Source organism: Pseudomonas sp. CCI4.2 (assembly GCF_034350045.1).
GTDB lineage: Bacteria > Pseudomonadota > Gammaproteobacteria > Pseudomonadales > Pseudomonadaceae > Aquipseudomonas.
The window spans coordinates 3,439,989-3,452,286 of record NZ_CP133781.1 but is presented as its reverse complement, the minus strand read 5'-3'; the positions used below and the strand labels follow the sequence as shown (position 1 = coordinate 3,452,286).

The following is a 12,298-nucleotide window of genomic DNA, read 5'->3' as shown; positions in this document are numbered from 1 at the left end:
GGGTATTCAGAGGTGGCTTAAGAACGTCTCAACGGCTTGCGCCGCGCTGTTCAGATGCTCCTCGTGACTAAACCCCGACGACTTCAACGGCTTCAAATCATGATCACCGGTCGCCAGCCAATAAAGGCTGATGGCATCGGACACTGTATACCCCTCCACCGTGTGCCGATTTCCCAGCGTATCCCGTTCTCCCTGAACTATTAACGTTGGCGTTTTCAATGCCGCCAAGTGCGCCACCCTGGGTTTTTCCGGCTTAGCGGTGGCATAAAACGGATAGCCCAAGCACACCAATCCATCCACGCTCAATTCGTCAGCTAACAAACTGGCCATCCTGCCGCCCATGGACTTGCCGCCAATGGCCAAACGGCCAGTGACCTGTGGTCGCACCTGCGTGTAGACCTGCCGCCAACAGTCGAGTAACTGTGCCTGCGGATTGGGCGGGCGCTTACGGCCATCGATACGCCGTTGAGCCATGTAAGCGAACTCAAAGCGCACGACGTTAACGCCCCGCGCTGCAAGGCGCTGCGCTATGCCATTCATGAAATCGCTGTCCATTGGCGCCCCCGCGCCATGAGCCAAAATCAGGGTCGCCGCTGGGCGTTCAACCTGCTTTAAGGCCGGCGTCCATAGCCAACCATTGTCGTACATCAGTTGCGCGCATTGATCCTCGTCAATACCGGCCCTTTGCCCATTGCTCATGCTTGCCTCGCTTTTGATCCATCTGAATAACTCGGCGCTATGACCCGGAGCTCTGTTCCGGAGCTCTGTTGCGAACAAAGCAAGATAGGAACACACCTAAATGACTACAACGAACAGTACCGCCTACAACTATCGGGTGGTCCGCCAATTCGCCATTATGACGGTGGTGTGGGGGATCGTCGGAATGGGGCTCGGTGTATTTATCGCCGCGCAATTGGTTTGGCCCGAACTTAACTTCGACTTACCGTGGACCACGTTTGGGCGCTTGCGCCCCTTGCACACCAACGCCGTGATTTTTGCCTTTGGTGGGTGTGCGCTGTTCGCAGCTTCTTACTACTCAGTACAACGCACCTGCCAGACGCAACTGTTTGCGCCGAAACTGGCGCAGTTTACGTTCTGGGGTTGGCAACTAGTGATCGTACTGGCTGCCATCTCTTTGCCGCTGGGTTATACCAGCTCCAAAGAATACGCTGAACTGGAATGGCCGATCGACATCCTGATCACCATTGTCTGGGTGGCCTACGCCGTCGTGTTTTTTGGCACGTTGAAGAAACGTACCACCAAGCACATTTACGTCGGTAACTGGTTCTTCGGTGCGTTCATTCTCACCGTGGCTCTGTTGCACATCGTCAACAACCTCGAAGTACCGATCAGCCTGACCAAGTCCTACTCGATCTACTCCGGGGCGACAGACGCCATGGTGCAGTGGTGGTACGGGCACAACGCAGTAGGGTTTTTCCTGACTGCAGGTTTCCTGGGGATGATGTATTACTTCGTTCCCAAGCAAGCCGAACGTCCGGTGTATTCGTATCGTTTGTCCATCGTGCACTTCTGGGCATTGATCACCTTGTACATCTGGGCCGGTCCTCACCACTTGCACTACACCGCGCTGCCGGATTGGGCACAGTCGTTGGGCATGGTGATGTCGCTGATTCTGCTGGCGCCAAGTTGGGGCGGCATGATCAACGGCATGATGACGTTGTCAGGTGCCTGGCATAAGTTGCGCAGCGATCCGATCTTGCGCTTCCTGGTCGTCTCACTCGCGTTCTACGGCATGTCGACCTTTGAAGGGCCGATGATGGCCATCAAGACCGTCAACGCCCTCTCCCACTACACCGACTGGACCATCGGCCACGTACACGCCGGCGCTCTTGGCTGGGTAGCGATGATCTCGATTGGCGCGCTGTACCACATGATTCCGAAGATCTTCGGTCGTCCACAAATGCACAGCATGGGTTTGATCAATGCGCATTTCTGGCTGGCAACCATCGGCACCGTGTTGTACATCGCTTCGATGTGGGTCAACGGTATTGCTCAAGGCCTTATGTGGCGCGCAGTCAACGAAGACGGCACGCTCACTTACTCCTTCGTCGAAACCCTGGTCGCTAGCCACCCTGGTTATGTAGTGCGGCTGATTGGTGGCGCAATTTTCTTCAGCGGCATGCTGCTGATGGCCTACAACACATGGCGCACCGTGCGGGCTTCAGTGCCTGCCGAAGCCATCGCCGCTGCGCAAATGGCCTGAGGAGTTCGCCATGAAACACGAAGTAATCGAGAAAAACGTTGGCCTGTTAATGCTGTTGATGGTGCTGGCTGTGAGCATCGGTGGCCTGACGCAAATTGTGCCGCTGTTCTTCCAGGATGTGACCAACAAACCGGTGGAAGGTATGAAGCCTTACACCGCGCTGCAACTTGAAGGTCGCGACATTTATATCGCCAACGGCTGTGTGGGTTGTCACTCGCAGATGATTCGGCCGTTCCGCGCTGAAACCGAACGCTACGGCCACTATTCAGTAGCCGGTGAAAGCGTCTGGGATCACCCGTTCTTGTGGGGCTCCAAGCGCACCGGACCGGATTTGGCACGGGTTGGCGCACGCTACTCGGATGATTGGCACCGTGCGCATTTGTACAATCCGCGCAACGTCGTACCGGAATCGAAAATGCCCGCCTACCCATGGTTGGTAACGACGCCGCTCGACAGCAGCCACACCGAAATCAAGCTCAAGACCATGCGTAACTTTGGCGTGCCATATACCGATGGCGACATCGCTGGGGCCGTCGAATCCGTCAAGGGCAAATCCGAGATGGACGCGCTAGTAGCCTACCTGCAAGTGCTTGGCACTTCGATCAAGAGCAAGAGGTAAGCCATGACAACTTTTTGGAGCACCTACATTTGCGTGCTGACCATTGGCACGCTGATAGCCCTCACTTGGTTGCTGGTCGGCACCCGCAAGGGCGAAACCAAAGGCAGCACCGATCAGACCATGGGGCACAGCTTCGACGGCATCGAGGAATATGACAACCCGCTGCCGCAGTGGTGGTTCATGTTGTTTGCCGGGACGATTGTGTTTGCAATCGGTTACCTGATCCTCTACCCGGGCCTGGGCAACTGGAAGGGCGTCTTGCCTGGCTATGAAAATGGCTGGACCGGGGTCAACGAATGGCAGAAGGAAATGGACAAGGCTGACGCCAAGTTCGGACCGATCTTCGCCAAATTCGCGGCCATGCCGGTAGAAGAAGTCGCCAAAGATCCACAGGCATTGAAAATGGGCGGGCGTCTGTTTGCGTCTAACTGTTCGGTGTGCCACGGCTCGGACGCCAAGGGTGCCTACGGCTTCCCTAACCTGGCGGACAAAATCTGGCGCTGGGGCGGCAGTCCCGACACCATCAAGACCACCATCATGGGCGGCCGCATCGCGATGATGCCAGCCTGGGGTCCGATTCTGGGTGACGAAGGCGTGAAGAACGTAGCGGCTTATGTTCGTCACGGTCTTGCCGGTTTGCCACGTTCGGCAGGCGACAGCGCCAACATAGAAGCGGGCCAACAAACGTTCAACACCACTTGCGTTGCTTGCCACGGCCCTGCCGGTAAAGGCACTCAAGCAATGGGTGCGCCGGACTTGACTCAACCCGCCGGTTTCATCTACGGCAGCAGCGTGGCGCAATTGCAACAAACTATCCGTTACGGACGCCAGGGCCAAATGCCTGCGCAAACCGACCTGTTAGGTAATGACAAAGTGCAGTTGTTGGCCGCCTATGTTTACAGCCTGTCGCAAGACAGTGCTCAAACTGGGGAACAAACAGCCAAGGCAAAATAGGTTTTTGTAACGAGAACCACCTAAAGGCTAAGAAACTGCCACTCCCTGGACAGGAGCGGCAGTTTTCTTATTTTCCGCGACCAAGTGTCGCACCCATTATGGGAACAGCTTCCCACCCCAGACATTCAGGACTAAGCTTCGTCGCACAGTGGACCGCCAACAGTAGGTCACCAAAAAAGTGATACGCCTGTGCATTGCAGATTGTTCGACACTGCGCGCAAAACGCCCGGTACAACGGCTCTTCGCCGTTGACTTTGGTATTGCTCTGTAGTTTCTCGTGCTGCGCACTACATTTCACCGGCTTGGAACCGTTACTTTGTATGTCTACTTCAGCATTTCTTCAGGATGCCAAACGGCCTTCTGACCATGCTGTAACGGCCGCAGAATCAGCTTCAGAGAGCAGTTGCAAGGCTTTGGTCGCGTTGCAATGAAAACCTGCTTTCTCCATACTTGCGACCGCTTTTTTATTCAAAAAAATACTCCAACCGTGGAACCTTAGAATGAGCACAGCAATCAGTCCGACTGCTTATAACTATAAGGTAGTCCGCCAGTTCGCCATCATGACGGTGGTCTGGGGGATCCTTGGCATGGGGCTTGGTGTCTTTATCGCCTCGCAGCTTGTATGGCCCGATTTAAATTTGGGTTTGCCGTGGACGACTTTCGGACGCTTACGCCCATTGCACACAAACCTGGTGATTTTCGCCTTTGGTGGATGTGCATTGTTTGCCACTTCTTATTACGTCGTGCAGCGAACCTGCCAGACACGATTAATTTCCGATGGCATGGCTGCTTTCCACTTCTGGGGATGGCAAGCAGTGATCATTGGCGCAATCATCACGTTGCCGCTGGGTTATACAACAACCAAGGAATACGCCGAACTGGAATGGCCTCTCGCTATTTTGTTGGCTATTGTCTGGGTTACTTATGCGATTGTGTTTTTTGGCACCATCGTCAAGCGCAAGACCAAACACATTTACGTGGGCCTCTGGTTCTACGGCGCGTTTATTCTCGTGACGGCGATGTTGCACATCGTTAACCACGCATCGCTGCCCGTTTCATTCTTCAAGTCCTATTCGGCGTACGCCGGTGCGACGGATGCAATGATTCAATGGTGGTACGGCCACAACGCGGTAGGGTTCTTCCTCACCACGGGCTTCCTGGGAATGATGTATTACTTCGTTCCGAAGCAGGCTGAGCGTCCGATCTATTCGTATCGCTTGTCCATCGTGCACTTCTGGGCGCTGATCACTCTGTATATCTGGGCCGGTCCGCACCACTTGCACTACACCGCATTGCCCGACTGGGCTCAGTCGTTGGGCATGGCGATGTCGATCATTCTCCTGGCGCCAAGCTGGGGCGGCATGATCAACGGGATGATGACCCTTTCGGGGGCGTGGCATAAATTGCGCACCGACCCGATCCTGCGTTTCCTGGTGGTCTCCCTGGCGTTCTACGGCATGTCGACCTTCGAAGGCCCGATGATGGCCATCAAGACCGTCAACTCGCTGTCTCACTACACTGACTGGACCATCGGCCACGTACACGCCGGCGCGCTTGGCTGGGTGGCGATGATCTCGATCGGTGCCTTGTATCACATGATCCCGAAAGTCTTCGGTCGTCCGCAGATGCACAGTGTTGGCCTGATCAACACGCACTTCTGGCTGGCAACCATCGGCACCGTTCTGTACATCGCCTCGATGTGGGTCAACGGTATTACTCAGGGCCTGATGTGGCGTGCGATCAACGATGACGGCACCCTCACCTACTCGTTCGTCGAAGCGTTGCAAGCCAGCCACCCGGGCTACATCGTCCGCGCCATTGGCGGTGCTTTCTTCGCCAGCGGCATGCTGTTCATGGCGTACAACGTGCTGCGCACCGTTCGCGCTTCGGACCCGGTTGAAGCTGAAGCCGCCGCTCAGATCGCTGTAGTTGGAGCTCACTGATGAGACACGAAGTTCTCGAGAAGAACATTGGCCTACTGGCCTTCTTCATGGTCATTGCCGTCAGCATCGGCGGCCTGACCCAGATTGTTCCGTTGTTCTTCCAGGATGTAACCAACAAGCCAGTCGAGGGCATGAAGCCGCGCCCGGCACTGGAACTCGAAGGCCGCGACATCTTTATCGCCAACGGTTGTGTCGGCTGCCACTCGCAGATGATTCGCCCGTTCCGCGCTGAAACAGAACGCTACGGTCACTATTCAGTCGCCGGTGAAAGCGTTTGGGATCACCCGTTCCTGTGGGGTTCCAAGCGTACTGGTCCTGATTTGGCCCGTGTCGGCGGGCGTTACTCTGACGACTGGCACCGCGCCCACTTATACAACCCTCGCAACGTTGTGCCTGAGTCGAAAATGCCTGCCTACCCGTTCCTGGTAGAAAACAAGCTCGATGGCAAAGACACCGGGAAAAAAATGGAAGTCTTACGCACGCTCGGCGTTCCTTACACTGACGAAGACATCGCCGGTGCAAGCGCTGCCGTCAAAGGCAAAACTGAAATGGATGCGTTGGTCGCTTACCTTCAGGGCCTTGGCACCATCATCAAAAGCAAACGGTGATAGTGATGGATATCGGGATGATTCGAGGCCTTGGCACAGTCGTTGTGCTGGTGGCATTTATCGGTCTGGCACTGTGGGTATTTAGCGGACGACGCAAGTCCGAGTTTGACGAGGCAACCTTGCTGCCCTTCGCGGATGATCCCGAAGCCATCAAGCACGTCGAGCAAGAACAAGCGTCCAGGAGTAACAAAGAATGACTACTTTCTGGAGCCTGTACGTCACAGTCCTCAGTTTGGGTACCATTTTCGCCCTGACCTGGTTGCTGTTGTCGACCCGCAAGGGGCAGCGCAGCGAACAGACAGAAGAAACAGTGGGCCATTCCTTCGACGGCATCGAGGAATACGACAACCCGCTGCCGAAGTGGTGGTTCATGCTGTTTCTCGGCACCATCATTTTTGCACTGGGCTATCTGGCGCTGTACCCAGGCTTGGGCAACTGGAAAGGCTTGCTGCCAGGTTATGGCTACCTGGACAACGACAAGAAAACCGAATTTGCCAACGGGCAAACCGGCTGGACAGGCGTTCACGAATGGGAAAAGGAAATGGCTAAGTCGGATGCTCGATTTGGTCCGATCTTCGCCAAGTTTGCGTCGATGCCCATCGAAGAAGTCGCCAAAGACCCGCAAGCCTTGAAGATGGGTGGCCGCTTGTTCGCCTCCAACTGCTCGGTTTGCCACGGTTCCGATGCGAAAGGTGCTTACGGTTTCCCTAACCTGACTGACGAAGATTGGCGTTGGGGCGGCGACCCGCAAACCATCAAGACCACCATCATGGGTGGCCGTCACGCGGTCATGCCAGCGTGGGGTCCGGTGATTGGCGATCAGGGTGTGCGTGACGTTTCAGCATTCGTCACCACACAACTGGATGGCCGCAAACTGCCTGCCGATTCCAACGCAGACCCGGTGGCTGGCCAGAAATTGTTCGCCACCAACTGTGTTGCATGCCACGGCCCAGAAGGTAAAGGGACCCCAGCCATGGGCGCTCCTAACCTGACGCACCCGGCCGCGTTCATCTACGGTTCGAGCTTCGCACAACTGCAACAGACCATCCGTTACGGCCGCCAGGGCCAGATGCCTGCTCAGGAATTGCTACAAGGCAACGACAAAGTTCACCTGCTGGCCGCTTACGTTTACAGCCTCTCCCATGGAGACAAGGCTGCTACCGTCGAGTAAAGCGTGAACGCACGACCCAACGGCCCCGCCAGTGAGAATTGGCGGGGCCGTTTTCGTTGGCAAGCCCACAGATGTGTCGACTGATCTCGATTCCGTGGGAGCAGGCTTGCCTGCGAAGAACCCAACACTGCCCTCCGTCTAACTGCCCTACCCTCCTACCAAAACCGACCATAATTCATCCATTCATTGACCCAGATCACCTACACCAACATTCGCGTTAGCCCAACGCGACCAAAGGTCGCACACTTGGGCCACGTTCACAGGCGTATCATTGGCGCCTTGATGACACTACTTCTGACCGCGGCCGGCATGCACTGGCCGAGGCATTTTTCCACTGCCGTGGGACGCACTAATGAGCAATCAGATTCCAGTACACAACGTGACTCCGCCGTCTAAAAACGACACCCACTCTGTCGACCTCTATGCTTCGCGGGGAACAATCTACACGCGTGCTTTTACCGGTCTTTTTCGCAATTTGCGAATGGCCGGCGGCGCTGGTTTGTTTCTGTTGTATTTCGGCACCGTCTGGCTGAATTGGGGCGGCCACCAAGCCGTCTGGTGGAACTTGCCTGAGCGCAAGTTCTACATCTTCGGCGCAACCTTCTGGCCCCAAGACTTCATTCTGCTCTCGGGCATTTTGATCGTCAGCGCGTTTGGTCTGTTCTTCATTACTGTGTTCGCCGGCCGCATCTGGTGCGGTTATACCTGCCCGCAAAGCGTGTGGACCTGGATCTTCATGTGGTGTGAAAAAGTTACCGAGGGTGATCGCAACCAGCGGATCAAGCTCGATAAAGCACCGATGTCAGCCAACAAGCTCCTGCGCAAAGCCAGTAAGCACAGCCTCTGGTTGTTGATTGGCTTCGTTACCGGTCTGACCTTCGTCGGTTATTTCGCACCGATTCGGGAACTCACGATTGAGTTCTTCACGGGGCAGGCAGAAGGCTGGTCGTATTTCTGGGTAGGGTTTTTCACCCTCGCCACGTACGGCAACGCTGGGTGGCTGCGCGAGCAAGTGTGCATCTACATGTGCCCGTATGCGCGCTTCCAAAGCGTTATGTTCGACAAAGACACCCTGATCGTTTCCTATGACCCTCGTCGCGGTGAAAAGCGCGGCACGCGGAAAAAGGACGTCGATTACAAAGCGCAAGGATTGGGCGATTGCATCGATTGCACGATGTGCGTACAAGTTTGCCCGACCGGGATCGACATCCGCGACGGCCTGCAATTCGAATGTATCGGTTGTGCGGCGTGCATTGATGCGTGCGACACGATCATGGATAAAATGAACTACCCCCGCGGGCTGATCAGTTACACCACTGAACACAACTTGTCAGGGCAAAAAACCAATAAAGTGCGACCTCGGCTGATCGGTTATGCCGTGGTGCTGTTGATCATGATGGGGTTGCTGGCCAGCGCGTTCTTCATGCGATCACTGGTCGGTTTTGACGTCAGCAAGGATCGCGTGCTTTACCGGGAAAATGCTGAAGGACGGATCGAAAACGTCTACAGCCTGAAAGTCATGAACAAGGATCAAATCGACCATAATTATGTGCTCGACGCATCCGGGTTGCCTGATTTGAAAGTCCAGGGTCGCCGCGAGTTCAAGGTGGCCGCCGGTGAGATTTTCACCATGCCGTTCGAGTTATCGAGCGCGCCGGAGTTACTGCCATCGAGCACCAACGAGGTTGTTTTCACCCTCAAGGACGCCGACAACAGTGGCACCCAGGTTCAAGCAAAGAGCCGTTTCATTGGCCCACAAATTCGATAAGAGACAATTGTCATGCCCGTAGCAACTGCTTCTAGCCCTTGGTACAAGCACATCTGGCCATGGATCATCATCGGTATCCTTGCATTTTCCACGACGCTCACATTGGCGATGGTCACCATCGCCGTGAAAAATCCGGACAACTTGGTCAACGATAACTATTACGAGGCTGGCAAGGGCATCAACCGTTCACTGGACCGTGAAATATTGGCTCAGAACATGAAAATGCACGCCGCGATACACCTTGACGAGGTGACCGGTGAAACCGTACTGCGTCTGACCGGCAACAGCCAACCAGAAAAACTGGAATTGAACCTGATCTCGCCCACCCAGCCTGAAAAGGACCGCAAGGTTGACCTGACCCGCAGTGCCTCGGAGCCAGGTCGCTACATCGGTCAGTTGGCGGACAAAATCGAAGGCCGGCGATTTGTTGAAGTGCTCGGTGAAGAGCAAGGTCAGACCTGGCGCCTGTTCGAAGAAGAGCAAATCAACCACGACAAAGACCTGACGCTGGGCGACGAACCGTTGCAAGGCGCGGAAGACATGAAAAACTGATCCATGTCCACCCCCACTCCCTGCTATCACTGCGCGTTGCCGGTTCCGACCGGCAAGCGCTTCACTGCCGTTGTACTCGGGGAAACCCGCGAACTTTGCTGTCCGGGTTGCCAGGCGGTGGCCGAGGCCATCGTCGCGGGCGGCCTGGAAAGCTACTACAGCCATCGCAGCGAAGCGTCGGCCAACCCGTCTGAATTGCCGGTGCAATTGATCGACGAACTGGCCCTGTATGATCGCCCCGATATTCAAGCGCCCTTCGTGCGCCATGAAGGCGAGCAAGTCGAAACTACCCTGCTCATGGAAGGCATCAGTTGCGCTGCCTGTGGTTGGCTGATTGAGCGCCACTTGCTCAGTTTGCCGGCCGTCACTGAAGCCCGATTGAATTTATCTAACCATCGGCTGCATGTTCGCTGGACCGACGGCCAACTGGCATTGAGCCAAGTGCTCAGTGAATTACGCAGCATCGGTTACGCCGCGCACCCCTATCAGTCAGACCGAGCCGCCGAGCAACTGGCCAGTGAAAACCGCCTCGCTTTGCGCCAACTTGGGGTTGCTGGCCTGCTGTGGTTCCAGGCAATGATGGCGACTATGGCCACTTGGCCAGAATTCAACATGGACCTCAGCCCGCAGATGCACACCATCTTGCGCTGGGTCGCGATGTTCCTCACAACCCCCATCGTGTTCTATAGCTGCACCCCTTTCTTTCGCGGCGCCATTAGGGATTTCCGCACCCGGCATCTGACCATGGATGTCTCGGTGTCGCTGGCCATTGGCAGTGCCTACATTGCCGGGATCTGGACTGCCATCACCGGGGTCGGCGAGTTGTACTTTGACGCCGTCGGTATGTTTGCGCTGTTCCTGCTGGCCGGGCGCTACCTTGAGCGGCGCGCACGTGAACGCACCGCAGCAGCCACCGCGCAGTTGGTTAATTTGTTACCGGCGTCTTGCCTGAGGCTCAGTGACGACGGGCAAAGCGAGCGCATTTTGCTCAGCGAGCTGCGTCTTGAGGACCGTGTACTGGTACACCCCGGCGCGGTATTGCCGGCGGATGGGCGAATTCTCGAAGGCATTTCCAGCATTGATGAATCGCTGCTGACCGGCGAATACCTGCCACAACCGCGATGCGTGGGCGATTCGGTCACCGCAGGCACACTCAACGTCGAGGGCGCATTGACGGTGCAGGTGCTAGCGTTGGGGCATGACACCCGGCTCTCGGCCATCGTCCGTTTGTTGGAACGTGCCCAAGCCGAAAAACCGCACCTAGCGGAAATCGCCGACCGCGCCGCCCAGTGGTTTCTGTTGTTGTCATTGCTCTCAGCGGCCGTCATTGGCCTGGTTTGGTGGGAGCTTGATCCGTCGCGAGCGTTCTGGATTGTGCTGGCCATGCTGGTCGCGACTTGTCCCTGCGCGCTGTCATTGGCAACCCCGACTGCCCTGACCGCCGCCACCGGCTCATTGCACAAGCTCGGGCTTTTGTTGACCCGTGGGCATGTGCTTGAAGGCCTGAATCAAATCGACACAGTGATTTTCGACAAAACCGGGACCCTCACCGAAGGCCGCCTGGCGTTGCGCACGATACTGCCGCTTGGAAGCTTGGACGCCGATTTGTGCCTGGGGCTGGCGGCAGCGTTGGAGAACCGCTCGGAACATCCGATTGCCCGGGCCTTCGGTCGGGCGCCGGTTGCCGCAGAAGATGTCCACAGCTCACCGGGATTGGGTCTGGAAGGTGTGGTTGGCGAACAGCGCGTGCGCATCGGTCAGCCCGCATTCGTCTGTGAACTCAGCGGTTGCAGTATTCCAGCGATGCCCAATGACGCAGGCCAATGGCTGTTGCTCGGTGACACTCAGGGTGCGCTGGCATGGTTTGTCCTGGACGACCGCTTGCGGGCTGACGCCCCCGCGCTACTTGAAGCGTGCCGGGCACGGGGCTGGAAAACCTTGCTACTGTCCGGCGACAGTTCGCCCATGGTCGCCAGCGTTGCCGCCGAACTGGGCATCGACGAAGCCCACGGCGGACTGCGCCCAGACGACAAACTCAAAATTCTGCAAGGACTGCATCAACAGGGCCGCAAGGTGATGATGCTCGGTGACGGCGTAAATGATGTACCGGTGCTCGCGGCCGCCGACATCAGTGTCGCCATGGGCTCGGCCACCGACCTGGCCAAGACCAGCGCCGATGCGGTGCTGTTATCCAATCGTTTGCAGGTCTTGGTTCAAGCGTTCACGCTGGCACGGCGCACTCGTCGGGTAATCGTTGAGAACTTGATGTGGGCCACTCTATACAATGGCCTCATGTTGCCCTTCGCCGCCCTCGGCTGGATCACTCCAATCTGGGCAGCGATTGGTATGTCCATCAGTTCGTTGACCGTGGTCCTCAATGCTTTGCGCCTGACCCGCGTAAAAGCGATGCCGGACCAGGCAACACACTTCAAAACCCGCCCGCTGCCGACATGATTCGG

Annotated in this window: 11 protein-coding genes; 10 read left to right on the top strand and 1 reads right to left on the bottom strand. The window is 56.5% G+C overall.

Annotated elements, in window-relative coordinates; all coding sequences use genetic code 11:
* Positions 1-6: 6 nt before the first annotated feature.
* On the bottom strand, positions 7-699 hold the full coding sequence (locus tag RHM65_RS15655; RefSeq protein ID WP_322165065.1) for an alpha/beta family hydrolase: 693 nt from the start codon (positions 697-699) through the stop codon (positions 7-9).
* A gap of 100 nt (positions 700-799) precedes the next feature.
* Here RHM65_RS15655 and ccoN (RHM65_RS15650) point away from each other — a divergent pair, with 100 nt between their 5' ends.
* The 10 genes from ccoN (RHM65_RS15650) to RHM65_RS15605 all read left to right on the top strand — a co-directional run bounded on the left by ccoN (RHM65_RS15650) (position 800) and on the right by RHM65_RS15605 (position 12,293).
* Positions 800-2,224, top strand: a complete 1,425-nt coding sequence (gene ccoN / locus RHM65_RS15650; protein WP_322165066.1) for a cytochrome-c oxidase, cbb3-type subunit I — start codon at positions 800-802, stop codon at positions 2,222-2,224.
* A 10-nt stretch (positions 2,225-2,234) separates the two neighbouring features.
* The gene (ccoO, locus tag RHM65_RS15645) at positions 2,235-2,843 is read left to right on the top strand and encodes a cytochrome-c oxidase, cbb3-type subunit II (RefSeq protein ID WP_322165067.1); all 609 of its coding nucleotides are present in this window, start codon (positions 2,235-2,237) and stop codon (positions 2,841-2,843) included.
* A 3-nt stretch (positions 2,844-2,846) separates the two neighbouring features.
* Complete coding sequence (gene ccoP / locus RHM65_RS15640; RefSeq protein WP_322165068.1) at positions 2,847-3,797, top strand: cytochrome-c oxidase, cbb3-type subunit III; 951 nt, start codon at positions 2,847-2,849, stop codon at positions 3,795-3,797.
* A 500-nt stretch (positions 3,798-4,297) separates the two neighbouring features.
* Entirely contained in the window at positions 4,298-5,740 is a 1,443-nt protein-coding gene (gene ccoN / locus RHM65_RS15635) for a cytochrome-c oxidase, cbb3-type subunit I (RefSeq protein ID WP_322165069.1), read from the top strand.
* On the top strand, positions 5,740-6,348 hold the full coding sequence (gene ccoO / locus RHM65_RS15630) for a cytochrome-c oxidase, cbb3-type subunit II (RefSeq protein WP_322165070.1): 609 nt from the start codon (positions 5,740-5,742) through the stop codon (positions 6,346-6,348). Before ccoN (RHM65_RS15635) ends, ccoO (RHM65_RS15630) begins: the two co-directional genes overlap by 1 nt.
* A 5-nt stretch (positions 6,349-6,353) precedes the next feature.
* Complete coding sequence (locus tag RHM65_RS15625; protein ID WP_322165071.1) at positions 6,354-6,545, top strand: cbb3-type cytochrome c oxidase subunit 3; 192 nt, start codon at positions 6,354-6,356, stop codon at positions 6,543-6,545.
* Entirely contained in the window at positions 6,542-7,519 is a 978-nt protein-coding gene (gene ccoP / locus RHM65_RS15620) for a cytochrome-c oxidase, cbb3-type subunit III (protein WP_322165072.1), read from the top strand. Before RHM65_RS15625 ends, ccoP (RHM65_RS15620) begins: the two co-directional genes overlap by 4 nt.
* 352 nt (positions 7,520-7,871) lie before the next feature.
* A complete protein-coding gene (gene ccoG, locus RHM65_RS15615; protein ID WP_322165073.1) occupies positions 7,872-9,287 on the top strand; it encodes a cytochrome c oxidase accessory protein CcoG in 1,416 nt (471 codons plus the stop codon).
* A gap of 12 nt (positions 9,288-9,299) precedes the next feature.
* Positions 9,300-9,839, top strand: a complete 540-nt coding sequence (locus RHM65_RS15610; RefSeq protein ID WP_322165074.1) for a FixH family protein — start codon at positions 9,300-9,302, stop codon at positions 9,837-9,839.
* Between the two features lie 3 nt (positions 9,840-9,842).
* Positions 9,843-12,293 carry a heavy metal translocating P-type ATPase gene (locus RHM65_RS15605; RefSeq protein WP_322165075.1) on the top strand — a complete coding sequence of 817 codons (2,451 nt, stop codon included), beginning with the start codon at positions 9,843-9,845 and terminating at the stop codon, positions 12,291-12,293.
* Positions 12,294-12,298: the final 5 nt, after the last annotated feature.

Coding starts and splice junctions, on each gene's coding strand:
- ccoG (WP_322165073.1), top strand. CDS start 7,872: ATGAGCAATCAGATTCCAGTACACAACGTGACTCCGCCGTCTAAAAAC.
- ccoN (WP_322165066.1), top strand. CDS start 800: ATGACTACAACGAACAGTACCGCCTACAACTATCGGGTGGTCCGCCAA.
- RHM65_RS15610 (WP_322165074.1), top strand. CDS start 9,300: ATGCCCGTAGCAACTGCTTCTAGCCCTTGGTACAAGCACATCTGGCCA.
- ccoP (WP_322165072.1), top strand. CDS start 6,542: ATGACTACTTTCTGGAGCCTGTACGTCACAGTCCTCAGTTTGGGTACC.
- ccoP (WP_322165068.1), top strand. CDS start 2,847: ATGACAACTTTTTGGAGCACCTACATTTGCGTGCTGACCATTGGCACG.
- ccoO (WP_322165070.1), top strand. CDS start 5,740: ATGAGACACGAAGTTCTCGAGAAGAACATTGGCCTACTGGCCTTCTTC.
- RHM65_RS15625 (WP_322165071.1), top strand. CDS start 6,354: ATGGATATCGGGATGATTCGAGGCCTTGGCACAGTCGTTGTGCTGGTG.
- RHM65_RS15605 (WP_322165075.1), top strand. CDS start 9,843: ATGTCCACCCCCACTCCCTGCTATCACTGCGCGTTGCCGGTTCCGACC.
- ccoN (WP_322165069.1), top strand. CDS start 4,298: ATGAGCACAGCAATCAGTCCGACTGCTTATAACTATAAGGTAGTCCGC.
- ccoO (WP_322165067.1), top strand. CDS start 2,235: ATGAAACACGAAGTAATCGAGAAAAACGTTGGCCTGTTAATGCTGTTG.
- RHM65_RS15655 (WP_322165065.1), bottom strand. CDS start 699: ATGAGCAATGGGCAAAGGGCCGGTATTGACGAGGATCAATGCGCGCAA.